The organism is Rhodopirellula europaea 6C (assembly GCF_000338295.1).
GTDB lineage: Bacteria > Planctomycetota > Planctomycetia > Pirellulales > Pirellulaceae > Rhodopirellula > Rhodopirellula europaea.
This window is the reverse complement of record NZ_ANMO01000216.1, coordinates 75,606-100,376: the sequence shown is the minus strand read 5'-3', so window position 1 is coordinate 100,376 and position 24,771 is coordinate 75,606. Positions and strand designations below refer to the sequence as shown.

Genomic DNA, 24,771 nt, shown 5'->3' with positions numbered 1-24,771 from the left:
CTCGATGCCTCGATTCCGCCATGGTGCGAATCGGTTGTTTGACGCTTGCTCTTGTTGCATCAGCGACTTCGTTGACGGCCACTCTTCATGCCGAAGAGTCTTCCCTTCTGCCTGACGAACAAAAGTGGATTGAGCAGTTTGAGTCCGCTCGCGTTGCCGGCATCGCAAAGGCCACTCCTTCCACGGTCATGGTGTTTGTTCCCGGCGGCGGAGGAGGCGGAAGCGGCGTCTTGATCACTCCCGATGGCTATGCGTTGACCAACTTTCACGTCAGCAGTCCCGCGGGCACCTACATGCGATGCGGTCTCAGCGATGGCAAAGTGTATGACGCGGTGGTTGTCGGTATCGATCCGGTCGGCGACTTGGCACTCATTCAGTTGTTGGGCCGCGACGATTTCACAACGGCTGAGTTCGTCCCCAGCCGCTCTGTCCAAGTCGGTGACTGGTGCTTCGCGATCGGCAATCCATTCTTGCTCGCGACGAATCTGCAACCAACCGTCACCGCTGGAATCATCAGCGGAGTGCGTCGCTATCAGTATCCTTCTGGCACGTTGCTCGAATACGGCAACTGCTTTCAAACCGATGCTTCCATCAACCCCGGCAATTCCGGTGGTCCGCTGTATGACAACGACGGCGATTTGATCGGGATCATCGGACGGGCTTCGTTTGAAAAACGAGGACGCGTCAACGTGGGTGTTGGTTACGCGATCTCGGGCGACCAAGCACAAAATTTCCTGGGGTGTTTGCACAGCGGTCGCATCGTCGACCATGCCACTCTTGGGGCCACTGTTGGCACGGACGAAGACGGCAGTGTCCGAGTCACCAACATCCTCAGCTCCAGCGATGCTTACCGACGCGGTCTGCGTTACGGGGACGAAATTCTCGAGATCGACGGCCAAGTCATCCAAACTGCCAACGATGTTCAAAACATTCTTGCGACGTTCCCTGAATCATGGCGAATCCCAATCACGTATCGGCAAGAGGGAACGAGCGTAGAAACTCTGGTTCGTTTGGCCAGCGTTCACCGCGGATCGGAATTGCTTGAGAAGATGAAGTCGGCGTTGCCACCACCTCCCCCCGCTCCGCCAAAGCCACCCGCTCCGTCTGATCCCGAAGGAGACGCCCCCGACGACTCAGAATCAAACGATGAGACATCGCCAGACGGCACGGACAACCCCAAACCGGACGATGCGAAACCAGTGATGAAGGATGCGGCGGGCGAACCGATTCCAGTGGTGGCCGCCAAGCAGATTAAGATCCGTGAAGGCTATGCCAACTACCACTACAACGAACTGCACCAATCGAAATTCATCGAGCGACTTCGCCGACAATTCAAAGACGTCGTAGCAAATGATTCCGTTTGGCAGATCCGTGGCAAAACCATTCCCGTCGTCGATGGCCAAGAAGCTAGCGATTTTCAAATCACGATTGGCGACGGCCAATTCAAACTGAAAATTGGCGACGAAGTTCAGCAACTCTCACGTGGCGACGAACTGCTGCAAGTCGTCGACGAACAACGCGACGCGGGTATCCTGGCATGCTTGAACGCTCTGCAACGCATGCTGACGCTCGGCCCCAAACAATTCGGCGACACTTACTACTGGGGCACCATGCCGCTGTCTGGCCAGCGTCTTCTTCGCGACACCGTCGTTGGCATCCACTCCGATTTGGAAACTCGATTCTTGCATCATCCACAATCCGAACGTTTGGAAGTGATTGAATCCATCGCTGGCAACGACACCGACCCCGCTGAACTTTGGTTCGATGCAGGCGACAACGCACTGCCATCGACCATGCAGCTCCGCTATGGACTGACCACCGTTTTAAATTTGCAAATCACTGATTGGTCGGCCGGACCAGCCAACCTACCTCAGGTTCCAGTCGATGGAGATGCATCATGAGTTGCGTTTCAAAACTTTCGAGAGTCACCATGAACTCACCTCATGACGCCTCGAGTCATGCGTGGTTGCTGCGTCTTCTACTGGGGTGCATCACTGGGTCGTTGGTCGCATTTCTCACGCCAGAAAAGTTGTGGGCCCAGCCTTCGATGGCTCGCCCTTCCGACCAAGTCCAATCAAAGATGGTCAAGGTCTATGGTGCCGGCGGGTTGTCCGGACTGGAGGCTTACCAAAGCGGCTTCCTGGTTTCCCCAGCGGGTCACATCGCAACAGCATGGAGCTATGTCCTGGACGTTGATCCGGTCGTCATTCTCCACGATGGCCGACGATTCGAATCGAAGATTGTGGGCTTTGAACCGGCACTTGAGACGGCGGTGTTGAAGATCGAAGCGGATGACCTTTCCTTCTTTCCCATTCCAGAATCCGACGACGTTTCCTGGGGCGATCCGGTCCTCGCGGTCAGCAATTTGTTTGGCATCGCAACGGGGAACGAACCCGCCAGTGTGATGCAGGGCCGAGTCGCGGCGAAAACCAAACTCGACGCTCGTCGCGGAACCTTTCAAACACCTTATCGCGGCGAGGTATTGCTTCTCGACTTGGTCGCCAACAACCCCGGTGCGGCTGGCGGAGCACTGGTCGATCCCGAAGGCCAATTCCTCGGCATGCTTGGAAAAGAACTTCGAGATCGAAAGACCGGCGTTTGGCTGAACTACGCCATTCCAGCTGGCGTTCTTCGGCAACCGATCGGCGACATCATCGCGGGTCGCAAAACAACGCTTCCTGATGAATCCAATCCGGTTCTTCCACGCGAAAAATCGCACTCGCCAATTGGCTTGGGCATTGGATTGATCCCGGACGTTCTCGAAAACACTCCCGCCTACATCGACTTCGTTCAGAAAGACTCACCCGCCGCTCGCGTGGACCTTCGACCGGACGATTTGATTGTTCTCGCCAATGGTCGTCGTGTTTCGCACCAGCGTGCTCTTCGTGATCTGTTGAGGCGAATCGACCGCCGCGACCAAGTCGCCTTGGTGGTTCAGCGAGACAACGAAATTCTTGACTTGGTATTACGTCCATGATTCGCAAATATTTCCCGGCACGCTTGCACCGCAGCTTTCACGTGAATCGCATATCCAATCCGTTTGAAATGCTTCTTACGGTTGCCCTGCTGTTTTGCACGACGACGTCCGTACACGCCGATGACCCAACGCCCGCGCGATACCAAAGCATTTTGGCAAAAGCCGTGCGGCATGTTGCCGAGGACACGCTGCCCTCCGTCGTGACCATCGAAGTCATCGGCGTCATGCAAGCCAACGGCGAAGTCCGGCAAGATGCACCAACGTCGGGCGTGGTGATCGACGAGCAGGGCCATGTCCTGACGTCGTCGTGGGTGACGGGCGGTGACTCCGCTAGCATCATCGTCAACGCTCCAAGCGGCAAGCGTTACCCGGCCACAGTCGTCGCGAAAGACGAGCACCGAGACCTTGTGTTGCTGAAGGTGTCCTCTCCCGATGAAACATGGCAACCGATTCCTTTTCCGACGAGCGATCCAGCCAACGACCAAGTCGGGGAAACAATGGTTGCGGTCGCTCGTTACGGTGAAAACAACACGCCGATGGTGAGCACGGGAATCCTTTCCGCAGTCGGTCGACTTGATGGCACCGCGATACAAACCGATGCCCGAATATCACCGGCTTTCTATGGCGGTCCCTTGGTCGATCTCAAAGGTCGTTTTCGCGGTGTCGTCATTCCCGCAGTCGGCGAGGGCGGCGCAGAAGACCCAACCGCTTGGTACGACTCCGGAATTGCGTTCGCAGTCCCCAGCTCGATCATCGCTCAAAAGCTGGACCAATTGCGTCGTGGTGAAAACATCCAACAAGGCCTGCTCGGCTTCGTTGTCGCGGGCAGCGACCCATATGCCGAAGGAACCGAACTGAGTGTCGTCCGCAAACGATCGCCCGCCGACAAAGCCGGATTGAAAGTCGGTGATCAACTGAAATCAATCGGCGGCCAAAGCGTCACCCGACGACAAGAAATCAAACTTGCACTCGGGCAATACGACGCAGGAGACGAAGTCCAAATTGAATACGAGCGGGATGGAAAACGCATGACTTCCGCCGCGAAGATGATTGCAACAATCCCACCGCTTCAACCACAGTTCATCGGCTTGATCACAGCGGATGAAGTGATCGAACAAACCGAAGAGGAAGACACGGATGCAGAATCGAGCTCGTCGACTGCAGTCATCGTTCAACATGTTTGGAACAAGTCTCCCGCTGACGGCAAGCTAAAGGTCAACGATCGTTTGATTCAACTCGACGGTTCACCGATCCTGGACTCCAACGCAATGCGACAACGTCTTTGGGCATCCGACCCCGATGTTCCAATCGAGTTGACGATCAAACGCGACGGCAATGAACAGGTGGTCTCGGTCGATCCTCTGACGCTAGATGGCTCCCTGGACCGCATCGCAGCTTTCGAGACCTCCGAACCATTGCCGGCCGATGACTGGAACGTTGACACACTGCAATTGCCTGACATCACCAACGCGGCGGCAATCTGGTTCCCCAAACCAGAACCCACCGTCGATACACCCCCGGATGAAGCACCGACGATTCCGCTCGCTTTGGCAATCGTTCTGGCTCCACCCAAAGACCGTGATCCATCCGTGATCCTGGGCCCTTGGAAAGACCTTGCTCGCCAGCATCACGTCGCCGTTTGTGTGATCTGCAGCGATGGCGACGATCAATGGCGTCCCAACGAAGTGGATTCAATCAGCAAACTGACAGCCGCATCGCTGAAGCAATCCGGTGCATCGCCGTCCGCGGTCGCTCTGATTGGCGGAGGTGCCTTCATGATGGATGAGAAAGCCAACCCTGCTGATTCGATGGCTCTCGGTGCATCTCTCTCGACCGTGAACGTTTTCACTGGCGTTGCGATCTCGAATGAGACCGAACCGCCTGCCGTTCGCCTACGAAAAGACGGACCGCCGCGGCTTCTTCGGGTCCTGATCCCGAGCCCTCCCAATTCGGAGCTACCGTTTTGGGCCGAAACACTTCGCCGAATCGGCTGCCCGCTGCAAACCACCCCCACACTCAACCGTGACCTGTGCCTTCAATGGACTCGATCCTTGTTGGCGATGTGATTCGCAAAAGAAAGCCTGCCGATCCACCGTTTTTCGCGCAGAAAGCTTCAGCCGTGGTCTCTGGTTGAATAGCTCCTCAGTCCGGAGCACTCGCCAAACACCTCGCCTCGATGCATTGTCGACACATGAATTTCTTTCGAATGAACGGCCGTCGTTTCAAAGCCATCAGGCGATTTGCTTTGATCGCCGCCGTTACACTTGCTCCCGGTTGGGGCATTCACACCTGGTGGGGAACTTCCGAGAACACGACCATGGCTCAGAACATCAACGTTCCCCTGCCCACGCTCGGCGGGGCTCAATTGTGGACCGATCACGATTACCGGGCTGGTTACCGCATCCAGCAAAACGCGGTGACCAAGCACTGGCGTCTGCTTGATCCCAACAATGTTCGACGAGCGTGGGGCAGTCGTGAAGACGTCGATGAAGCACTCGACAAATTACAACCTGAAATCGCCTCGCCATGCGATCGGCCGGTTGTTGTCCTGCTACATGGTTTGATGCGAACGGACAATTGCATGAAGTCGCTGGAAACCAAACTTCACGCCGAAGGCTACGAACAAACCATTCGGTTTGGATACGCGAGCACACGTGGCTCTCTGGCTGAATCAGCCGCAGCACTCCGTGAAGTCCTCGAGAATCAATCGCCGGAAGCCGAGTTCGCATTCGTCGGTCACAGCATGGGCAACATCATCACTCGGCATTTGATCGGTGATCTGCAGGCCGATAGCGATCCCAAAAACCTGCTGCCGCGATTGAAATCAATGGTCATGCTCGGCCCACCCAACCAAGGTGCCGCGATCGCGCGGCGACTTGCTCCCACTGGCGTGTTTGGTTTGGTTGCTGGCCCCGGTGCGATGGAATTAGGCACTCGCTGGTCAGATGTGGAATCGCACTTGGCCACCCCACCGTTTCCCTTCGCAATCGTTGCGGGAAAGGTCGCAACACCGATTGCGAATCCCTTGGTCGATGGCGATGGGGACTTCGTCGTCAGCCTCGAAGAAGCCCAACTGGAAGGAGCGGAAACGGTTCACCAAGTGCCCGTGCTGCACTCATTCCTGATGGAAGAACCCGAAGTGCAGGATTGGACGATCGAGTTCCTCAAAGCTCATTGAATCTGGGCATTGAACCGACAGACTCAAACTCGCTTATCGCTCCACAGCTTCAACAACTCAACCAAATGATTCGCGGAGATGACCATCTCATCCAGACTCGCGAATTCAAGGACGCTGTGGATATTGTGTTGACCGCTGGACAAATTCGGTGTCGGCAATCCCTTCTCGGTCAATTGACTGCCATCGGTTCCGCCTCGAACAATCGCCGTTTGACAAGGCAGCCCCAAATTCTCGAACGCCTGTTCGGCCAACGAGACTGACTCGGGCAGCTTCGCCAACCCATCAGCCAGATTTCGATACTGACGTCGAACCTCACACTCCAATTGCATTCCCGGCCATGCCGCCGTGGCTTCCTCGGCCAGCTTGCGAACTTTGTCCGCGTAAACCGACAACTGTTCGCTATCAAAGGATCGCAGGATCAGCTCCACGCGAGTCTGCCCCACGCCGCCGACAATGTCATGCAAATGGACGAAACCATCTCGACCGTCGGTGGTTTCAGGCGTCTCGGAATCTCGGGGCAACGAAGCGGCAAAATCGGACGCCGCACGCAACGAATTGACCATTCGGTCCTTCGCGATCGCCGGGTGGATGTTGTGCCCGCGAAAGATCAACGTCATCGCGTCAGCCGAAAACGTCTCAACATCAATGATGCCTTGCCCGCCACCGTCGACGGTGTACGCCACCGTTGCATCGAGCTTTTGCAGATCCAGCTTGTCCGTGCCGCGTCCGATCTCTTCGTCGCAAGTCATCACGACGCGAACCGGACCGTGTGGCAGATGAGGATTCTCGACCAATGTTTCGGCGAGTTCCATGATGATCGCGACACCGGCTTTGTCATCACCGCCCAACAACGTCGATCCATCGGTGGTGACCAGAGTGTGCCCGATCATCTTTTCCAGATCGGGACATCCGGCGACGGTGATCGTGTTGCCGCTGGGAAGCGATATGTCCCCGCCGCTGTACGACTGAACGACTTGAGGATCGACCGACTCGCTGGGTGCTTCCGGTGACGTGTCCATGTGAGCCACCAAAGCCACCGTCGGTGCGGTGCCATCGATGGTTGATGGGACGGTTGCCGTCACAACCGCATGCTCATCCAAAACCACATCGGTCAGTCCCATCTGAGTCAGCTCATCCGCCAACATCTTCCCCAATTCGCGTTGGCTCTCAGTACTGGGGTAGGCTTGAGACTGCGGGTCAGCGGCGGTGTTGATTCGAACGTAGCGGAGAAAACGTTGCAGCAAGCGGTCTTGGTTGATCATCGGACGCGAAGTCCCTCAATTCGAAACACGGCCATGTGAGATGCCCCATCGGGGCCCTTGCCGCCCGGGTATCGATACTTCTCAGTATCCAAGACGAACTTGCCTTCCACCATGATGGGTCGCGGCACAAAATCCGTCGTCCGTCCCGGTTGCATCTCAATCATCACGCAATCAAACAACGCCGCACCGGGCCCGAAACAGCACTCCTGGTTGTCTCGCACCAAAACGAATTTGTCGATATCGGTTTCTTTGTACAACGTGCTTGGCAACATGTACCCTCGCAGACGCACGTTGCGGCCGTTCAAGAACTTCAGCTCTTTGGTCAGCTTCTCCTCGTCGAAGACCTCGCCCTTTTCGATATCAAACGTCAAATCATCGAACGTGATGTCTCCCTTGGCCAAATCCGCTTGGCTGCTTTTACGGACCTCGACCTTTTCACGCCCAGCGGCCTCACCTCGCATCGCCGCTCGACGCTGCTCGATGATGGATCGAGCCGTCGCGGTACGCTCCTTCTGCGTCTGAGAGTCATCCGCGACGCACAGGGTGGGAAGCATCGTTGCAACGGCCAGGCATCCAGCCATCGCTATCGAAGGAATTCGAGAATTCAGTTTCATCTGACGAGCATCCATCGTTCGTGGAAGAAAATTGCTGTGCCGGTCGTCTGCAAACGCGATGCACCCATCGTACCAATGTCGGACGTGGGGCCCACAACATCAAAACGCAATCAGACGTGAACGTGCCAAATCAGTCGATCATTCACGATCAGCCGATCATTCTCGTCCCAGCATCCAGCCGATCGATGTCCCGTTATTTGTACAGGTCGACCCGCATTTTGTAGAACATCGCGTTTTCAAAGTCATCTTTGCTTTGTGGAACACGATTGACCTTGAACGTGCCCGCCAACTTACGTTTCGTCAGACCCGCTCGCACCGATTCACCCGGCGGCAAAGTCACCTCAATCATGTCGCTACTACGAGGATCTCCGCCAAAACAACACGTGCCAAGGTCGGGAACCAACACGAACTGGCGAAGCATGCCACTGCCGCTGCTGGGGTGGATGTACCCCTTCAAGAAGATATCTTCCCCATCAATCTTCAAAGCATCAGGCGTGGGCAAATCAGGCCCATTGGGCTCCGACTGCAGCTTGTAAAACGCCACGCGTTCATACCCCTCAGGAACTTCCGTCAGATACGTGTAGGTGTGAAACCCGATGCCACCTAAGAAAAGCACGGCACAACCGACCACGCCAACTTTCGCGACGCCCGCGCCGCTGTATTCGTCCGGGAAACGACTGATCGCTCGCAATGCAATCACGCCCGCCAAAATCCCGGGGACGGTCAGAATCAGCATCGGCGAGAACGTCGGCATCAATCCGGGCAACGACAACGCCAAGAAAACCAGCGACGCAATCGCGCCGCGGTTGATCGCTTTGTAGGGAAACTCAGCAGCGTCTGCGGCCCCTGAAAACTGGACTTCAGCGGACATAACTGGAAACCAACCAATCGTAGGAAGACAAAATCGAAGCGAAACGATCACCACTGTTTCGGTCAAAAAATACAGTGATACCCGGGTGCTACGACACGGGATGCCGGTGGGTTCGGCATCGAATTGGGCCCATTCTTATCCCATGTCCACCGATTAGTGAAATGCCTCTCTCAACATTGCCAGACTCTTCGGAATGGCGGATTCGTGAGCCTCGCTGCCTTCGAATTCCAAGCTGATGTATCCACGATAGTCAACCTCCCGCAGAATCTCTGCCACCCGGTCGTAATCAATGTCCAGCGTGTACCAGGTGCCCCCTCCAAAGTAAGTCTTGGCCTGAACAAACACCGCGTCGGGAGCCAGTTTCCGGTACTGATCGTACTGATTCTCTAGAAAATTGCCGGTGTCCAGCGTTGCCCGCAACCACGGCGAATCGACTTCTCCAATGACCCTTAAAACTCCGTCCGCGGTTCGCCCGAGCCCCCAATGATTCTCCAGCCCCATCACCACACCACACTTCTCGGCGACCGGCAGACACTTTTCAAATCCTTCCCGGACCCAACCGAAACCTTCCTCGTCGGTGTGTCCTTCCAAGGTCGGCTCGATGCCCTTGTTGGCCATCAATTCATCGAAGCTGCCCGACGTTCCCCAACGACCAGTGTTCACTCGAATCGTGGGAATCCCCATCGCATACGCCAGCTCGATGCAGTGGATCGTGTGATCGATGTTCTTTTGACGTTCAGCCGGGTCGGGCGAGACAAACGATTGGTGAGTCGACATCCCACACAGACTCAAGCCTCGACGAAAGGCCCGCTGCTTGATCCGTTGCAACGTGCCGTTCGATTCGTCGGTCATCTGAACATGCAACACCTCCACCGCATCAAATCCCGCATCAGCGGCCAAGTCCACGCACTCCTCGATCGAAAGCTTGCTATCGTCGCGATACCGCCAGTACGAATAGGTCGACACCGCGATCGGATTGGGCTTCCGCGATGCAGCAGCTTCTTCTTTGTCAGAATCAGCTTGAGCCAAAGCCACGCGACCGGAACATGCCGACGCTCCCGCCGCCGCAGCCACCCCTGCCATCCAAGCCCGACGTGACGCCTGCTTCTGCGGTCCAACTTCGTCGCGATTGCTGGAGACAACTGGGAAAGGTCGATTGGTCTCGATGCTCATAGCGGATTCCTTGGATGCGTGAATCAGTGTGTAAGTGATAGCCCGCCAAACTGGCCCCGGTGCGAAGCCCAACTCATTGTAGCGAGCCACACCGATCGCAGAACATCAACTCGAGTCGAGTCAGGACGCGAACTGACGCCTCGACACCACATCCACTCTTCGCGATCGCCCCCGCAACCGAGACAAACAACTCTGCAACAATCCAAGCTACGTGACGCACCCAATGCTCGTACTGTCCCTCCTGAAAAAGGGCCAAGACCTCACCCAGAATCCAAGGCTACTTCCCAACGTGCCGCAATACCTCCAAACGATCAATCGCATCGTTGGAATCAAAAACTTCCCTTGACCCGATCAGCTCGCCCCGATCAGCTCGTCGGTCGCATCTACCAACAACGCCACCAGGAACCGTGCAACATCATCTGGCTCAGCGAACTCGCCTTTCTCACATGTTCGTCAATGTACACACGGTTGAGCAGGTCGGCAGGAATGATCGGGCACAACCATGTAAGCCGTTTGGGTGTCAGCCCCGGTTTTACGTGGGACCAGTGGCGTTTGCCAAAACAGTTCAAATGCCGAAAGAATCTTGCCGACTTGCTTAGCATGTCAGTCTCTAAAACGGCATCAACAATCCGAGTGTTGACCGCGCCGGAGCAGCGGGCTGTTGATTTAGCCATATACAGAATGACAACAATTAGCCGATGGGCGTTCGCCCCGGTTGGCGTTTGACCAACCGCCGCCAACGCGGTACCGCCTATTAAATCAACAGTCCGATAGGCCTGCCTGCAAGGTGTTCAGTGTTATGGACCCTATCCGCTTGCGCTAGCTTCCGTTTGAACTGTGCTGACTCGCCTCGCTTGAGGTCGTGCAGCTTTCCGATACCGTCTTTCGGCAGATTTTCACATGGCGCACCTCTCCCGAAACGAAGTTTGGGGAGAGGTCAAGCGACGCCGTTCAGGCGTACGCGAGGGTGAGGGCCGGGCATGGGAAGTGGCGTGTGCTGCCCTCACTCCCTACCGCAATATTTCATAGATTGCCATTTCCGACTTCAAATTGCTCGTTGGGCTATTGAGGCAGGATGATCGCCTACAGCTCTCCTCAAGAAGCGTGGACGAGAGAGGAAACCAGCCGGCCTCACGCTGTAACGGCCTCAAGACAACAATGCAAACAAACCTCGCGATGCCTGAAACACGACCAGTGAAATCAAATCCAGCTTACGCTTCCAACCACGGAAGGTGCACCGAAGGCCTAGCATAAACACCATGTTGTATGACCCTGAAGTGGCAACACGGTCAGAATATGATTTTTGACTCGGAATAGAAGTCGGCAATTTTGAGTCGGTTGGAACTGAAGTACTCGGTCACGTCGTTGGGCGGGTCATGAGACGACAGGGCAGCGAAGGGCCGGTCGCCCAATTGCATGCTCCCAGTCGAAACCAAATAGTCCGCGCGGAGACCAATTGTCCCACCTATCGTGAATCGGTGGTTGCGTGCAGTACCAAGTTGCCCTACAGGCAACGGTAAGTGCGTCGATCGCGTCCAGCATGCGAACGTACAGATCGAACGGTGCACATACGGGAACAGAGACGCACGCGAATCCGGCGTTGCAGAACGCTCCGATTTGGTCGCGGTCATCTACGGCGAACCACTCGAGGTCAGGTCCGTGGCAAATCCCATGGGCGGCGGTTTGGAAATCGGCCTCGGAGAACATTGACCTGCGTCGCACAACGGAAGGTTTCTACGATGCCGCCCTAAACGAAGCGAGCGATGCCCTGAAGTGGATTTGATTTTATAATGGAAGCGAGGTCAGCACTACATCGACGGTATGCCCGCAGGTCCTATGCGTAAACACCATGTTATACTCCCGGCGCACTGGAGTGAAGCTATGAATCTGAACCTACCAAGCGAAGTCAATGATTTCGTGAAAGGTCTTGTTTCCCAAGGAAGATTCAATTCTGAAGAAGATGCCATCGTTGAAGGTGTCAGGTTGCTGATGGGGCGTGAGCAATTGCGAAGCGAGATTCAAAAAGGCGTTCAGCAATTGGATGCGGGTAAATTCTACGACGAAGAAACCGTGTTTGACGAGATCAACGCGGAAATTGACAACGTAGAAGCCGAACATCAAGGAAGCATGAGAACATGCCGAGACTTCGCTATTCTGCGGAATCGAAAGAAGACCTCAAGTAGATCGCTCGATTCATTGCCCGCGATAAACCAGTCGCGGCCCGTCAATTGGTTCAAAAGCTTCGCGAGAAGTGTTGTTTGTTGGCCAAGGATCCCGATGTCGGCGATGCGCGTCCGGAACTTGGCAACGAGATTCGATCCACGTACGTTGGCAGCTACGTGATTTTCTTTTGCCGCGTCGAAGGATTCCTTGAGATCGTCCGAGTTATTCGAGGGGATTTTGACGAACCAAAAATCTAAGGTCACAGAACGGAAGTTTTTTACGACACCGCCCTAAACGAAGCAAACAATGTCTGAACTACGGGAAACTGTACCAATGCCACCGCCCGTTGCCAAAGAACGAAGGTGCGCCGAAGGCCTAGCGTAAAAACCATGTTGTCAGACGCGATCCACTAGGGCTGAGCCTGCATCTCAATCGCTGCCCGCCGGTCTCCAAGGTAGCCAGTTAAGCACCAGCTATGTAAATAGCCAATGGGAATTGCAATGAGCAGAAGGAAAATCATTGAGACGGACCACCATCGGCGGACCACGGCCCACATAATCGCGCAGGCCCATCCGAACCAGAACAGAACGCCAAGACCACCACCAACGAACATTACAAGCCAGTCGACTACGTCAAAGTTGCCAACAAATGGTTCTTCACTGGCGTCGTATGCTGCCGTTGCAAACGTCCAGATTGCAGCACCAACTGCAGACGTTGCTATTGCCGAAGCAAACCAGCGCGGTGCAACAGATCGCAGCAATTTGGGCTCGACGCTGGTGGATGGAGATTGATACGGGTTGGCCAAATGATCGACTAGCGTCTGACAACGGAAGTTTTTTACGACACCGCCACTATCAACGCGCAGATGTCCTTAACAAGATTTGATTGTATAATGGGAGCTAGGCCTGCACCACATCGAAGGTGTGCCCGCAGGGCCTTAGCGAAAAACTCATGTTGTGTGACCCGGTAGCCCCGGTTGGAGGTCTCCATGAATGTACAGCTCAGCCCCGATGCGATGCAATTCGTAAGGGGATTGGTAGCGTCAGGACAGTTCGAGTCAGCTGAAGCGGCCGTTGCGGCGGGCGTGCAATTGTTGAAAAGCCAACAACAGTTGCGTGCGGAAGTACAAAAGGGAATTGATGAACTAGACGCCGGCCAGGGAATCGACGGTGAGGTGGTGTTCGCGCAGTTGCGAGATCGCGCAAGAATTGCGATGGAGTCCGCCGAGTAATGGCAAGATTGATAATCGCGCCGTCCGCCCAGCAGGATTTGTCGGACATCTACGATTATATCGCACGCGATAAACCCATCTCCGCGGCAAATTGGGTCGAAAAGATTGAAGAGAAGTGCAAGCTAATAGCCGCAACTCCGGAATTTGGAGAGCGGCGGCCAGAGTTCGGTGCCGAGATTCGTAGCAGTGTTGTTGGTCGCTACGTCATAATTCTTCAGGCCAATCAAGAACGGTATCGAAGTCGCGCGCGTATTCGCCGGAGACCGCGACATCCGTTCGCTATAGGGTCACACAACGGAAGGTTTTTACGACAACGCCCTGAACGAAGCGAGCGATGTTCAAACTACGGAAGATTGTACCAATGCCAGCCCGCGTGACCAACCAAGGAAGGTGTGCCGGAGGCCTAGCGTAAAAACCATGTTGTGCGACCGGCAACCTACGCAGTACGTGAATTGTGCCAGTCAGCACCGCAGTGAAGGCATTGCTGTGCGTATTTTGATGCGAGAGGTTTTGTGCAGTGGGGACAAGGAGGGCCAACCGCCGCACTGGGGCGATTTGACAACAGTCGGTCGATCAGCAACCCAGCGCCGAAATTCCAAACGAAGAAGCCGAGCACCCAGAACGGTACGAAGAGCAAGATTGTGTAACCGAACCACCAGTCGAAGCGCTGCGCCACGTAGAACAGCAGCGATGTACCGATAAATGTTGGCATGACCGAGACATTTAGGAGGCCGAGCCAGAGAGGTTGTCCCATGAGGCCCTCGCGGTAGGTCGCACAACGGAAGGTTTTTACGACACCGCCCTGAACGAAGCGAGCGATGCATGAACTACAGGAAATTGTACTAAGGCCAAGGCCCGTTGCCAAAGAACCAAGGTGTGCCCGAAAAGCCTCAGCGTAATAACCATGTTGGGCGGCACCTACGCGCCGATCAAGCGTTCGTATTCCGCATGATTGCCAATCCAGAACCACAGCAATCCATCATCGGATTCAACGGCCAATGCACGGTAGTATCTGCCGACACGCGCAGATCGAAATCGCCCCACTTTTTTGAAATGTAGTGACGGGTGCGTTGGGTCAGTTCTGAGCAGTGCGAAATTCTTATCGGCCAACTTCCGTATTGCTTCGGGCAGTTGCTTGTAGCATTCCCAGAACGACGGGCTTGCGTGGTGATTCATAACTGCGTCGAGTTGCCCGCCGAGTGATCGCGCAACGCAGCGTCAGCAAGAGAATCGAGACGTCCATCTTTTGCGTCGATCTCGATGCGTTTGTCAAATTGCGCAGCGTCAAAGTCCAAGAACCATTCGCGGAACTTCGCGAGTTCCTCTGGTGGCAGATGTGAAATGGTCTTTTCGAGATCTTCAAGTGTCATTGAGAGTTACCTTTCGAGCGGTGCCGCCCAACGGAAGGTTTTATGACACCGCCCTAAACGAAGCGAACGATGTCTGAACTACGAGAGATTGTACCAAGGCCAGCGATCGTTGCCAAAGGACGAAGGTGTGCCGCAGGCCTAGCGTAAAAACCATGTTAGGTGACGCTGAAGTGCGTTTACGGTCTCAATAGCGTAATGCCCCGATCCGTTTCCCATTTGTGAAGATGTTGGGCAACCAAATGCCGATCTGATTGCGAATGTTGTTTGTTGAGTGTGAATTGTAGCAGGACATTGGCAAACGATTCGTCGAAGTCAAAGTGCGGGAGCCACGCGGCAGCATTGATGGCCCAAAAGCCAGACGATCGGAAAGCGAGGTCAACCACCGCGAAGAATGGGAACGTATCGACAAGCGAAGATGGAAGACCAGCGGTTTCGAGTCGGGAGGTGATCAGGTCGCGGGCAGTGGGATAATCGCCACCGTAACCCGGTTGGACGAGCGGGAGCATCGAAGGCGGCAAGCCATCACCGGAGAGCGAAACGACTGTATGGTATTGCGTGACCCAATCGTAGCCAGCGTCGACACCAACGACGACGTCGGCACCGCCAGCGTTCGTGAACAACGGAGGCAACCACGTGATGTTGCGGTCTCCATTGCTCATAGATTGCGTCACACAACGGAAGGTTTTTACGACACCCACCCCGAACGAAGCGAACCAGCGTCGAATTACCAGCCATCGTACCAAAGGATCGCCGTTTGAACAAAGAGCGAGGGTGTGCCGCTGTCTCCATCGTAGTAAAACGTCACCGAAGCGATTGACGTTCATGGCCGAACGAGTCTCCAATGGAGAGCGGCCTAGCGTAAAAACCATGTTGTGTGCCTACGCGCTACGAGCGACGTTGCAAACCGGACACGCGGAATCCGGTTTCCCATTGAAGCGTTCACCGCAGTTGGCGCATTCACGCGGTCGATTCGCAAGAGAAACGAACACTGGCTTGTCATCCGTACGATCAAAAGAGGCGATTTCCGTACAAGACGGGCATGTGATCGAAGCACCATTGGTGGGAGATTCAGAACACGTTATCCATCGGGTGGTGTATGCAGTTGGTGGGTACGGCGCGTCGCAGTGCGGACATTTCAACGTGTGAGACGTCCAGTAAGCGTCATCGTCGCGCCGCAAGCGACTCTGGGACCAGTCTCCGAGCCAGCCCCACAGAATGACGATGGCGACAGCGACCACAAACGCGATGGCAAAGTTAGTGACCATGGCACACAACGGGGTTCTGGACGACAGGGTGTCGTACATGCTTGGAAATGGGGGAGAACGGGTGTTGATTTTAGCTGAAGGGGGCTCGGTCTGCAGCAATTGGGCGACCGGGCGAGGGTTCCGTGACGCGGGGTTGCGTTTGCTGGTTCCGAGGCACGGGTGCAAACGACGGTGTTTTTCACCCTGAATTCAGGTTGCAAACACACCTTCCCCGCTGGCAGACAAGACCAACGTCCTGCGGGGGGAGAATCCAACTCGCATCTGCGAATGGCTTAGGTCTTGATCGCCTGAGAATGTTCTGCGTCCCTGATTCGCAGGATTCGCTTGGCAACCTCTCGCTGCACCTGCGAGAAGAACTCGGGCGACTCCAATCGCTCACGTTGTTCCGCGGGGAGGCAACGCAGCGTCGGTTCCCAGATGTCTTGCAGTGGGATTTGCAAGGAAACCCAATCTCGGCGTGGCATCGTCGCTCGCATTCCCGGCAACGGAAGCAATTGACCTTCTTGCCAAACGCCCAACGTCACCGCATACGCGCCGTTTGGATCGGGATTCGGATCCACCTCGAGCCGCATCCGACCCACGGAGGGCCGAGGTTTCGGTTGCCGACCGGAAGAACCCGACGACGAACCAGGTTCGTTCCCCAACCGATCCAGTGGACTGGCGACCGCCGTCGCTTTCATCTGTGCGACCTTGGTGTACAGCGAGGTGGTTTCCAGATTGGTGTGCCCAAGCAACTTTTGGATGAACCGAATGTCGGTGCCGGATTCGATCAAGTGCGTCGCAAAGCTGTGGCGGAAACTGTGCGGCGTGACCGCCTTGCCAATTCCCGACAGAATCCGAGCCTGCTTGACCGCACGTTGGATCGTCCGCGGAGAAAGATGCCGGCCAACACGCCCGTCTTCGGAAGGAAATAGGTAGCCAACTCCTTGGGTGCGCCGCCACAACTGCCGCATCAGCGGCAACAAATCGTCGGCCAACATGACGTAGCGATCCTTTTTGCCTTTGCCAAGTTGAACCCGAATTTGTTGGCGATCGAAATCAAAGTCCGACCACTGCAAACGGGCGACCTCCAAGACTCGCAAACCGGTTGCATACAGCACGGTGAGAAGCAACTTGTCACGCAACGTGCGAGCGGCCTCCATCATTCGCTGGACCTCTTTCTTGGACATCACGACTGGCAATTGCTTTGACTTTCGCGGGGACACCAGTCCAACCGTGCAACGCAACAAACAGAATTTGTCCAGGCCGGTTCGCAGTGCCGACAAAGTGACGCTGAACTCCGACGCCGACGCGCCGCCATTGACCAGCAGTTCCAAGTAGTCCCGAATGTCCTCTTGGTCGATCTGGTCCAGCGGTCCTCGGTACCAGCGAAGGAAGCAGACCCAAGCGGAGCGATAGTTTTTGATGGTGTTGACGGAGTAAAATCGGATCCGCAACTCGCGGACCAGACATTTAACAACCAACGGCTTGGGCGGCTGAGTCGACAGGTCGACGACGGCATGCTCCGCTTTGAATTCCGTCTCCACGGCGTGTCGCGGGGCGTCTCGGCCGCGGGCGTCGCGCCAGGGTTGGCCATTGGTATAGAGACGGGGTGCATCCGGTGCGACAAGACGAGACATGGGCTGCTCCAACTAACAGGGCGAAGACACGTTTCGAAAACGTTCAGCGAGCCAAGCGTGACAAACAATGCGAATTCATCTCGATCCAGCCCTGTTTTCGGAACAACGAATGGCCGGACAGTCTTCAAAGGCCAGATCCGTTGCTGAATCGACAACAGATTTCTGACGACTAGAACGTGATTGAGGGTCGGGTGAGACGTTCGATCCCATGCCCGCACTCCCGGCCCGAAGCGGGACGCCCCTCCCGGAGCAGAGGTTGTGCAGCGTTGAAGTGCTGTGTTAGTGACGTCTTGCGAACCTCGCACGTTGGTGGCGGGCGAGTCCATCTTGCTGTCGGTTGGCCACTCTTGGCCGACATCCGTAACTTGGACGGGCAAGAGTGCCTTTTTGTACCCCACATCTTTTGGGAGCGGCTTGCGTTGGGAATACAAGCGGTTCGAAGCCAAACATCCCTTGTCCAAGAACCATTAGTGTTCGATCAGCGGAGATTAGTGTTCCCTTGACCGCTCTGGCGGAACACTAATCCACTCTAATTGGACACTAATCTTTGGTGTTTCGAGATGTGGGGTATAAAACGGCAAGAGTGCCCATCCTACATGCGTTGAAACCGCGTTGGTGACTCGATCGACAAGCCGCAGCGGGAGGGGGAGTGCGAACCGTTTCTCACGCCGGCCCCTCGCGTACGCCTGAACGGCATCGCTCGACTTCCCCCGCAACTTCGCTTGGCAAGCGACTGTTGCCGATCGCAGGAAGTCAACCGAATGTGTCTTTGGAATACAGCTCAGCCTGAAGAAGGTTGAGTGCAGTGTCATTCGGCGTCGCGATCGGCGGCGTTTTGCCATGGCTGGCCGTTGCTGCAGAGTCGCGAGAATCGATGGCGACGGGCAGAGACATGGGTTGCCCCAGCGAAGAAGGTGGAACCTCACATGCCTCGAAGATCACTTGTCCAAGCGTGAAACGTGGTAAATCGTGACGTTCGTATCGATCAAGACACACGCGAGCGTGCAAAAATCTGGCGAGTTCGCCGTTTTGACTCAATTCTAGATTGAGCGGCGAGCCGGCCTGGATAGCTTGGGAGTGTCGCCGCAAGTCGCGTCGACGCGAATTAAACGGAGTGCGGGGTACGGGCCCCGGTCACGCGATTTTGCTAGAGGACGAAGGGTATCAGGACATGAGTGAAACGAGTCAACCGATGATCGACGAGGTGGATTTGATTCTCACCAACGCTCGCTTGCGAGACGAGTTGGAACCATACCGAGACGATTCCATCGACGATCCGACGACGCGGAGCATGCCGCTTCAGAAGGAGAACGAGTACCTCGCATCGATCCTGGCCTGGGAACGGGCACCAGCACTTGCGATCGCTCAGTGGTTCAATCCACCGCTACAAATCCCCGCCCCAGAATCGCTGGACGATGCGGCGCTGTCGGTCGAGCTGCAGCGTACGATCCAACAACTGCATTCCCAAAACATCAAGCTCACGTTCACCGATCACCTTTCCGATCGCGAACTGTATCGAGTGATCTACCGCGACATTCTTCCGGCGTGCGAAAAGAAGGTCGACGCGCCCGGCAAGAGCTTGGAATGGCGATGCCTGGACGACAACGATACTTACCTGATGTACTACGCGACTCCCGTTGAGCGTCGTCGATTCCAAGAAGAGCACCAAGCCGAGTTGCCCAAAGCAAAACGCCCTCAGTTCCGCCGCAAGCTTCCCGATTGATCAGACAACCCGACACAATCAACGACTGACGAATTGCCCCGAAGGATTCGGGCACTAACCGCCGACGTTCTCGGATTGCAGGGAATCAATTCGATCGGCGATGGCTGCGGCGACTTTGGCATCCGGTCCCAAGTACCGTGAAATGACAAATTCAATTTCACTGAATTTGGCTGCGGCTTCTTTGGTTTGACGCTCGATCGCATCATACAATCGCCCCGAGAACAACAGGTGCGGTTGGACGATGACTCGACCGAACCGACCGCTCGCTGCAATCTGTCCCAGCGTGTCCGGCAACCGCGGTTGTGCCATCGCATAAAACGTCGTGAGCAAACCATCCGCGTCGATCGCATGCCGATCCGCGATGGAAGATGAGTCGGCTTGTTTCAACCGGCCGCGAACGGTGACTTCGGTGAGCAGGCGCATGTCCGATGAAGCACATGGGTCCAAGCTTCCGCGGCCGACCATCACCACCGCCGTCGAGATCGGGGCATTGTCCATTTCGCCGACGGACACCGATTCGAGTGATTCAGCCAAACGCTCGCGAACCAAATCGATCATGTGCGGCTGTCGCGAAATCGGACGGCTGTAGCCCGCGATTCGGTCGAGCGTTTGCGTCTGGCGAGCGACCGCTTCGACTGCGTCGGGAATGTCTGACTTGGCATGCCCCGCGGCAAACAACAAGAGTGGCGAAACGGTGATTTGCTTCGCGCCCGCGTCGAGCAATCGTCGCCAACCCTCATCAATCGTTGGCGACTGAAACTCCAGCAAACATGGCTGAACAATCGATCGACCAGCGAGAAGACTTGCCAGTCGATTGCCCAACTCGAAAAACTCTTCGGTCCCGCGTTCGTCACGGGTCCCATGACCGATCAGCAAAATCCCATGGGTCGGATGACCGACCGAAGCGGGCTGCGTGATCGAAGTGGCTTCTTCTGGTGATGCACAACGTTCCATCGAGCCACTTTCTTCAGTGAATTTGCTTACTGAACTTTCTGGGCCGAAGAGAACCCTTGTTCTTGCAGAGCGGCCAAGGCTGACGTGACATCAAACCCGGCGTCGTACTTCACAACGACTTTCTTAACCGTCAAAGCGTTTGGATCAGGTTGATCGACCAAAGCGACTTCGTTGACCGCACCGTTCTTTTCCAACGTTTCTTGAACACGAGGAAAGCATGCGAATTGGCAGTGCATTTCAGGCACTTCCAAAGTCATCGTGCCCGCTTCGGCCATGATCTCAGGAGTCGCGACAACAGAGGCGGCCGGTGCGGCTTCGGTTTCAGGTGCTCGGTCGGGTGTCGCTGAGATCGCGACCATGATTCCAACGGCGGCCAAGGCAGCAACAACGTAAACGATCGATTTCATCAGTGAACTCAATGAGAGTGAAGCGGACTTTTCGGTAGCCTGACAGGTGCAAAACCACGACGAGATCGCCGTCTCAGACCACCATATAGCTTACCAATGCGGAATCCAGACTCACAACCGCCATTCCAAACGGAAGCGATCTCGGAGCTTATCAATTTGGAAAACCCGTTTAAAATCGCCCCGAACAACCATAGAAACGCTGGCAAGTGGCCAGCCTTCGACTCAAGCGGCCGCGGCGTTTTGCTTGGAAGCGTTGGCCGATCGAATGGCCTCCACCGCGGTTCGCAGGGGTTTGTCCAACTCCCAGGCTGATTCGGCAGGCGTTCGCTCGGGGGCAGCGGCGTCCTCGTCTGTCGAGTCCGTGGCCTCGTTCGAGGAAGCCTCAGCTTCGGCATCCGAATCCACTTCTTCATCGGGCGTGACGAGCTTCAAACGAGAGTCCTTCAAATCGCGGTTCTTCAGCGATGGGTAAGAAGCCTCTTCCCAGAATCGAGCCAGTTGCCGCAGATCCTCTTCCGCGATTTTTGCATCCATGCCCGGATCAGGACTCACGCCCCAAACGTCCTCTTCGGTGTCATCAACGCCACGGTGAATGTTTTGGTCACTCGGACGATAGTACTTGGCCACCGTGAGACGCAGAGCACTGCGTCCATATTCCAGCGGCAAGATATTTTGAACAGTACCTTTGCCATAACTCCGCGTACCAACGATCGTCGCTCGACCGTGGTCTTGCAGTGCCGCGGCAACAATTTCACTCGCACTGGCGGAATGCTCATCGATCAAAATCGCGACCGGCATATCGGGCGGCACCAAAGTCCCCGCCGTTGCCGACACCTCGTCTTCGACCACGCCGCCGCGAGTCTTGGTGCTGACAATTCGTCCTGAACTCAGAAACATATCGCAGACATCAACGGCAGCGGTCAGCAACCCGCCTCCGTTGCCTCGAAGGTCCAGCACGAACCCCGACACGTCTGACTTCGGCATCAAACGACTCAAGACCGAACGTAGTTCACTGACCGTTTTGTCGCCGAAACTGGTCATCCGGACATAGACGATGTCGGGATGCTGCTTCAAACGGTAGACCCATTCATTGCCTTCGTTTCGATAGTCACCGATCACGGATTCCAGCTGAATGGTGTCCCGCTGCACCTTCACTTCTAGTTTCTCGTCACCACGTTCGACCAATAACTGCACCGTGGTTGCGATCGGTCCTCTCAATCGTTCGCTGACGGATCGAATGTCCATGTCGCCGACGTACTCGCCGTCCACTTCCAAGATCGCGTCTCCCGGCATCAGACCGGCCCTGAGCGCAGGCGAGCCCACCAATGGGGTGATCACGCGAACGGGTTCGCCTTCAACCGGTTGATCGACGTAGATTCCGATTCCCGCGAATTCTTGCTGGATCGTGTCCTGAAAGGCTTGGTAGCTGACCGGCGGAATGTATTCGCTGTGTTGGTCCAGCGTCGATGTCATGCCCGCCATCGCCGATGTCAGCAATTCACGGCGATCCACAGGTTCGACATAGTACCGATCGATCATTTCGATGGCTTCGCTGACCATCATCGCAGATCGTGTCCGCAAGTAGATGGCATAACACGCGAATGAAATGACCAACACGGACAACAGCAGAGTCAGGTTTCGCGGGAGCATGGCGGTGTCAGATGGCGGAGATGAGCGAGAACGCTGCCATGGTATCACGAGGGGCACCGCCGCCTAAACCACGCGTGCTTTTCTTCGCTTGCTTGGCGTGACCGATCCGTACTGGCCGATCTGTACTGGCCAATTTGCACAGGATGAGACGGAGCAGGCAGGACCACATCCCGACGCAGCCACATCAAACTCGGTTGAGTTCCTTCGACGCTTGCACCGCCGGCAAGCAGACACAGAAGCGGGATCCTTCGCCCGGCGTGCTGGTGACGGAAACGTCGCCTTGTTGGGCCTGAGTCAAATGCTTGACGATGGCCAGCCCCAACCCGGTGCCGCTTGTGCTGGATTCTTCGTTGCGACTGCCGCGATAGAAACGTTCGAAGATACGTTGTTGTTCGGAGTATGGAATGCCAACGCCGGTGTCCTCGACTACGAGAGCCCACTGGTCGGTTTGCTCAACGATCGACACCCGTATCTCTCCTCCCGAGGGAGTGTAACGCAGTGCGTTGCCGATCAAATTGTTGGCGATCGTCAGCGTGGCTTCTCGATCAGCAATGATCTTGGCTTCACCAGAAGGGACCTCTTGAATCAAATCCAACCCGTTCGCCGCGGCAACCGGTTCGTAGGTTCGAATCGCGTCTGAGACAATTTCCGACAACGATACGCTGGACAAATGAAGATTGGCCGGTCCGGCTTGTGCGCGAGCCAATTGCATCATCTCGTGAACCAATCGTTCCAGCCGCAAACATTGCGACATGATTTGTTGCATGAAGTGCAGAGCCGCATCGGGATCATCCTGCACCGCCAACTCGACCGTTTCAGCGTAGCCTTTGATGGCTGCCAACGGCGTTTTCAATTCATGCGATACGTTGGCGATGAATTCACGTCGCATATCTTCCACGCGGCGCGTTTCCGTTTCATCACGAAGCGACAACTGCAAATTGGGTTCTTCGCCGGTATCAATCAAATCCACTCGGACACGCAGCGGACGCATGACTCCTTGGTCATGCAATTCGACAGTGAACTCCTGCGGTTGTTGTTCTCGGACCGCCGAACGAATCGATGCCAACAATTGCGGCACACGCACCAACTCGGTGAAGCAACGTCCCAGCAAAGCGTCCCGTTTTTTTAGTCCCAGCAACCGGACTGCCGAAGGATTGATCAGCAAGACCGAAAAATCCTTTGTCAGCACAATCACACCGTCGCTGAGTTGCAGCAGTGCGGAAGCGTTCTGCCGAGTCTCCGCATGCAGACAACGCAGTCGTTCCTGCCACTTCTGAATTTCTTCGGTGCTGTCGCGGACGTAGGCAGCCACCGCATCATCTTGTTGCGAACTGTGCCAATGACGGAAGACCAGCAACAATCCGATCACAACCAGACTGACCAAGCCCACCAACCAAGAAGACGCGTTGGCGACGACCAAAACCAAAATCAGAACCATCCCGGCGACTGCGGGACCGAACGATCGCAATGGTGGCTGCGAAAAGCAGATCGGAGAAGGTCGTAGTCGGGCGTCCTGGCTCATACGGTCATTCGATTCGACAAAGATAAGCGTAAGATCACGGGCTGGTTGTTTCTTCCACGAATTGCAGCCATGCTAATTTGAATCGCCATCTCGAGTTCTCTCTCGTCTTCGAGCTCTCGATCGTCATTCAGTGACCGCCCAATCGATCCAGTCTAACGTTTGGTTTTTCAAGCAGTATCTCGCAAGATAGAATATTCGATGAAGGTTTCTGAGGGGCAGCGTGGTTCGCGAACGGGAAACGAACGAATCGATTCGTCCCCGGACGAAGCCGAACGGATTGGCGCCCACTCGATGCCGTTGACCGATTTTGCGGGAGGCTGCCTGATGTCGCTCAGTTCGGTGGCTTTGTCGTGTGGTCTGTTGTTGATCAATGGTGCCTTTGTAATGGCATGTCTGTCAGCTTTGAGTGCCGCCGGAGTGCCCTGGTTCCAAAGCGAGGAGGCCAGCCAATTCATCTTGTTCGGCGGTCCGGTCGCACTGCTAATCATTCAATGGATGATGTTGGACTACCTCCGCTTCCTTTGGCGTCGCCGCCAAGCGGGCTAGGTCGTAATAGCGAGTTCGGGCTCAATTCCAGCTCCGTTGCGAGCGTTTTGTTCGCTCGAGCGGTCCGTCTGACCAGATCGTAGGGATTGGCAGGGTTTTGATATGGGCGGATGTTGTCTGGATCGACAGGAAAAGCTGTTACCGGTGACGTGATTTGCGTAAACTAGGAAACCTCTTCTGATTGATCGCCGCGCCACTATTCTGTGACGGTGCCCCGTTGACCGGACCGACGTCCATCTCGAATTC

Annotated in this window: 22 protein-coding genes; 9 read left to right on the top strand and 13 right to left on the bottom strand. The window is 55.6% G+C overall.

Annotated elements, in window-relative coordinates; translation table 11 throughout:
* The first annotated feature begins 20 nt into the window (after window positions 1-20).
* The 4 genes from RE6C_RS22710 (at window position 21) to RE6C_RS22695 (ending at window position 6,155) form a co-directional block, all read left to right on the top strand.
* Entirely contained in the window at window positions 21-1,901 is a 1,881-nt protein-coding gene (locus RE6C_RS22710; protein ID WP_039963177.1) for a S1C family serine protease, read from the top strand.
* Window positions 1,898-2,977 carry a S1C family serine protease gene (locus tag RE6C_RS22705; RefSeq protein ID WP_039963101.1) on the top strand — a complete coding sequence of 360 codons (1,080 nt, stop codon included), beginning with the start codon at window positions 1,898-1,900 and terminating at the stop codon, window positions 2,975-2,977. The genes RE6C_RS22710 and RE6C_RS22705 overlap by 4 nt, the downstream gene beginning before the upstream one ends.
* The gene (locus RE6C_RS22700; RefSeq protein ID WP_008660430.1) at window positions 2,974-5,043 is read left to right on the top strand and encodes a trypsin-like peptidase domain-containing protein; all 2,070 of its coding nucleotides are present in this window, start codon (window positions 2,974-2,976) and stop codon (window positions 5,041-5,043) included. Before RE6C_RS22705 ends, RE6C_RS22700 begins: the two co-directional genes overlap by 4 nt.
* A 125-nt stretch (window positions 5,044-5,168) precedes the next feature.
* On the top strand, window positions 5,169-6,155 hold the full coding sequence (locus RE6C_RS22695; protein ID WP_008660428.1) for an alpha/beta hydrolase: 987 nt from the start codon (window positions 5,169-5,171) through the stop codon (window positions 6,153-6,155).
* A 23-nt stretch (window positions 6,156-6,178) separates the two neighbouring features.
* On the opposite strand, the gene pepT is transcribed toward RE6C_RS22695, so the two are convergent.
* From pepT to RE6C_RS22675, 4 genes are all read right to left on the bottom strand, one after another.
* Window positions 6,179-7,417: a peptidase T gene (gene pepT / locus RE6C_RS22690; protein WP_008660426.1), complete on the bottom strand. Its 1,239-nt coding sequence runs from the start codon at window positions 7,415-7,417 to the stop codon at window positions 6,179-6,181.
* Window positions 7,414-8,046, bottom strand: a complete 633-nt coding sequence (locus RE6C_RS22685; RefSeq protein WP_008660425.1) for a DUF3299 domain-containing protein — start codon at window positions 8,044-8,046, stop codon at window positions 7,414-7,416. The genes pepT and RE6C_RS22685 overlap by 4 nt, the downstream gene beginning before the upstream one ends.
* A 178-nt stretch (window positions 8,047-8,224) precedes the next feature.
* On the bottom strand, window positions 8,225-8,902 hold the full coding sequence (locus RE6C_RS22680) for a DUF4190 domain-containing protein (protein WP_008660424.1): 678 nt from the start codon (window positions 8,900-8,902) through the stop codon (window positions 8,225-8,227).
* Window positions 8,903-9,055: 153 nt separating this feature from the next.
* Window positions 9,056-10,075 carry a sugar phosphate isomerase/epimerase family protein gene (locus RE6C_RS22675; protein WP_008660423.1) on the bottom strand — a complete coding sequence of 340 codons (1,020 nt, stop codon included), beginning with the start codon at window positions 10,073-10,075 and terminating at the stop codon, window positions 9,056-9,058.
* Window positions 10,076-12,303: 2,228 nt separating this feature from the next.
* Here RE6C_RS22675 and RE6C_RS22665 point away from each other — a divergent pair.
* The 3 genes from RE6C_RS22665 (at window position 12,304) to RE6C_RS30870 (ending at window position 13,846) form a co-directional block, all read left to right on the top strand.
* Window positions 12,304-12,495 carry a type II toxin-antitoxin system RelE/ParE family toxin gene (locus tag RE6C_RS22665; RefSeq protein ID WP_236618441.1) on the top strand — a complete coding sequence of 64 codons (192 nt, stop codon included), beginning with the start codon at window positions 12,304-12,306 and terminating at the stop codon, window positions 12,493-12,495.
* 731 nt (window positions 12,496-13,226) lie between these two features.
* On the top strand, window positions 13,227-13,469 hold the full coding sequence (locus RE6C_RS22650) for a ribbon-helix-helix domain-containing protein (RefSeq protein ID WP_008660414.1): 243 nt from the start codon (window positions 13,227-13,229) through the stop codon (window positions 13,467-13,469).
* The gene (locus tag RE6C_RS30870; protein ID WP_081605742.1) at window positions 13,469-13,846 is read left to right on the top strand and encodes a type II toxin-antitoxin system RelE/ParE family toxin; all 378 of its coding nucleotides are present in this window, start codon (window positions 13,469-13,471) and stop codon (window positions 13,844-13,846) included. Before RE6C_RS22650 ends, RE6C_RS30870 begins: the two co-directional genes overlap by 1 nt.
* 541 nt (window positions 13,847-14,387) lie before the next feature.
* On the opposite strand, the gene RE6C_RS33725 is transcribed toward RE6C_RS30870, so the two are convergent.
* From RE6C_RS33725 to RE6C_RS32545, 5 genes are all read right to left on the bottom strand, one after another.
* The gene (locus RE6C_RS33725; protein WP_039963095.1) at window positions 14,388-14,645 is read right to left on the bottom strand and encodes a ParE family toxin-like protein; all 258 of its coding nucleotides are present in this window, start codon (window positions 14,643-14,645) and stop codon (window positions 14,388-14,390) included.
* The gene (locus RE6C_RS22640; RefSeq protein ID WP_008660408.1) at window positions 14,642-14,839 is read right to left on the bottom strand and encodes a hypothetical protein; all 198 of its coding nucleotides are present in this window, start codon (window positions 14,837-14,839) and stop codon (window positions 14,642-14,644) included. Before RE6C_RS22640 ends, RE6C_RS33725 begins: the two co-directional genes overlap by 4 nt.
* A gap of 176 nt (window positions 14,840-15,015) precedes the next feature.
* Window positions 15,016-15,498 carry a hypothetical protein gene (locus RE6C_RS22635; RefSeq protein WP_008660406.1) on the bottom strand — a complete coding sequence of 161 codons (483 nt, stop codon included), beginning with the start codon at window positions 15,496-15,498 and terminating at the stop codon, window positions 15,016-15,018.
* An 878-nt stretch (window positions 15,499-16,376) separates the two neighbouring features.
* Complete coding sequence (locus RE6C_RS22625; RefSeq protein WP_236618440.1) at window positions 16,377-17,723, bottom strand: tyrosine-type recombinase/integrase; 1,347 nt, start codon at window positions 17,721-17,723, stop codon at window positions 16,377-16,379.
* A gap of 753 nt (window positions 17,724-18,476) precedes the next feature.
* A complete protein-coding gene (locus tag RE6C_RS32545; RefSeq protein WP_173401823.1) occupies window positions 18,477-18,617 on the bottom strand; it encodes a hypothetical protein in 141 nt (46 codons plus the stop codon).
* A gap of 277 nt (window positions 18,618-18,894) precedes the next feature.
* Here RE6C_RS32545 and RE6C_RS22605 point away from each other — a divergent pair, with 277 nt between their 5' ends.
* A complete protein-coding gene (locus RE6C_RS22605) occupies window positions 18,895-19,446 on the top strand; it encodes a hypothetical protein (protein ID WP_008660394.1) in 552 nt (183 codons plus the stop codon).
* A 54-nt stretch (window positions 19,447-19,500) separates the two neighbouring features.
* Here the strand turns inward: RE6C_RS22605 and RE6C_RS22600 are convergent, their stop codons facing one another.
* The 4 genes from RE6C_RS22600 to RE6C_RS22585 form a co-directional block, all read right to left on the bottom strand.
* Window positions 19,501-20,400, bottom strand: coding sequence for a sirohydrochlorin chelatase (locus RE6C_RS22600; RefSeq protein ID WP_008660392.1), 900 nt, complete (start codon window positions 20,398-20,400; stop codon window positions 19,501-19,503).
* Window positions 20,401-20,426: 26 nt separating this feature from the next.
* A complete protein-coding gene (locus tag RE6C_RS22595; protein WP_008660390.1) occupies window positions 20,427-20,807 on the bottom strand; it encodes a heavy-metal-associated domain-containing protein in 381 nt (126 codons plus the stop codon).
* A gap of 222 nt (window positions 20,808-21,029) precedes the next feature.
* Window positions 21,030-22,457, bottom strand: a complete 1,428-nt coding sequence (locus tag RE6C_RS22590) for a S41 family peptidase (protein WP_008660389.1) — start codon at window positions 22,455-22,457, stop codon at window positions 21,030-21,032.
* A 184-nt stretch (window positions 22,458-22,641) separates the two neighbouring features.
* Complete coding sequence (locus RE6C_RS22585; RefSeq protein WP_236618439.1) at window positions 22,642-23,979, bottom strand: sensor histidine kinase; 1,338 nt, start codon at window positions 23,977-23,979, stop codon at window positions 22,642-22,644.
* A 198-nt stretch (window positions 23,980-24,177) separates the two neighbouring features.
* Between RE6C_RS22585 and RE6C_RS22575 the strand changes: the two genes are divergently transcribed.
* Window positions 24,178-24,525 (top strand): hypothetical protein, encoded by a 348-nt coding sequence (locus RE6C_RS22575; protein ID WP_008660384.1) that lies wholly within the window; start codon window positions 24,178-24,180, stop codon window positions 24,523-24,525.
* The last annotated feature ends 246 nt before the right edge of the window (window positions 24,526-24,771 follow it).

What these genes read in the sequence shown, in the direction of transcription:
- RE6C_RS22710 (WP_039963177.1), top strand. Translation starts at nt 21, where the DNA reads ATGGTGCGAATCGGTTGTTTGACGCTTGCTCTTGTTGCATCAGCGACT.
- RE6C_RS22705 (WP_039963101.1), top strand. Translation starts at nt 1,898, where the DNA reads ATGAGTTGCGTTTCAAAACTTTCGAGAGTCACCATGAACTCACCTCAT.
- RE6C_RS22700 (WP_008660430.1), top strand. Translation starts at nt 2,974, where the DNA reads ATGATTCGCAAATATTTCCCGGCACGCTTGCACCGCAGCTTTCACGTG.
- RE6C_RS22695 (WP_008660428.1), top strand. Translation starts at nt 5,169, where the DNA reads ATGAATTTCTTTCGAATGAACGGCCGTCGTTTCAAAGCCATCAGGCGA.
- pepT (WP_008660426.1), bottom strand. Translation starts at nt 7,417, where the DNA reads ATGATCAACCAAGACCGCTTGCTGCAACGTTTTCTCCGCTACGTTCGA.
- RE6C_RS22685 (WP_008660425.1), bottom strand. Translation starts at nt 8,046, where the DNA reads ATGGATGCTCGTCAGATGAAACTGAATTCTCGAATTCCTTCGATAGCG.
- RE6C_RS22680 (WP_008660424.1), bottom strand. Translation starts at nt 8,902, where the DNA reads ATGTCCGCTGAAGTCCAGTTTTCAGGGGCCGCAGACGCTGCTGAGTTT.
- RE6C_RS22675 (WP_008660423.1), bottom strand. Translation starts at nt 10,075, where the DNA reads ATGAGCATCGAGACCAATCGACCTTTCCCAGTTGTCTCCAGCAATCGC.
- RE6C_RS22650 (WP_008660414.1), top strand. Translation starts at nt 13,227, where the DNA reads ATGAATGTACAGCTCAGCCCCGATGCGATGCAATTCGTAAGGGGATTG.
- RE6C_RS30870 (WP_081605742.1), top strand. Translation starts at nt 13,469, where the DNA reads ATGGCAAGATTGATAATCGCGCCGTCCGCCCAGCAGGATTTGTCGGAC.
- RE6C_RS33725 (WP_039963095.1), bottom strand. Translation starts at nt 14,645, where the DNA reads ATGAATCACCACGCAAGCCCGTCGTTCTGGGAATGCTACAAGCAACTG.
- RE6C_RS22640 (WP_008660408.1), bottom strand. Translation starts at nt 14,839, where the DNA reads ATGACACTTGAAGATCTCGAAAAGACCATTTCACATCTGCCACCAGAG.
- RE6C_RS22635 (WP_008660406.1), bottom strand. Translation starts at nt 15,498, where the DNA reads ATGAGCAATGGAGACCGCAACATCACGTGGTTGCCTCCGTTGTTCACG.
- RE6C_RS22625 (WP_236618440.1), bottom strand. Translation starts at nt 17,723, where the DNA reads ATGTCTCGTCTTGTCGCACCGGATGCACCCCGTCTCTATACCAATGGC.
- RE6C_RS32545 (WP_173401823.1), bottom strand. Translation starts at nt 18,617, where the DNA reads ATGTCTCTGCCCGTCGCCATCGATTCTCGCGACTCTGCAGCAACGGCC.
- RE6C_RS22605 (WP_008660394.1), top strand. Translation starts at nt 18,895, where the DNA reads ATGAGTGAAACGAGTCAACCGATGATCGACGAGGTGGATTTGATTCTC.
- RE6C_RS22600 (WP_008660392.1), bottom strand. Translation starts at nt 20,400, where the DNA reads ATGGAACGTTGTGCATCACCAGAAGAAGCCACTTCGATCACGCAGCCC.
- RE6C_RS22595 (WP_008660390.1), bottom strand. Translation starts at nt 20,807, where the DNA reads ATGAAATCGATCGTTTACGTTGTTGCTGCCTTGGCCGCCGTTGGAATC.
- RE6C_RS22590 (WP_008660389.1), bottom strand. Translation starts at nt 22,457, where the DNA reads ATGCTCCCGCGAAACCTGACTCTGCTGTTGTCCGTGTTGGTCATTTCA.
- RE6C_RS22585 (WP_236618439.1), bottom strand. Translation starts at nt 23,979, where the DNA reads ATGAGCCAGGACGCCCGACTACGACCTTCTCCGATCTGCTTTTCGCAG.
- RE6C_RS22575 (WP_008660384.1), top strand. Translation starts at nt 24,178, where the DNA reads ATGAAGGTTTCTGAGGGGCAGCGTGGTTCGCGAACGGGAAACGAACGA.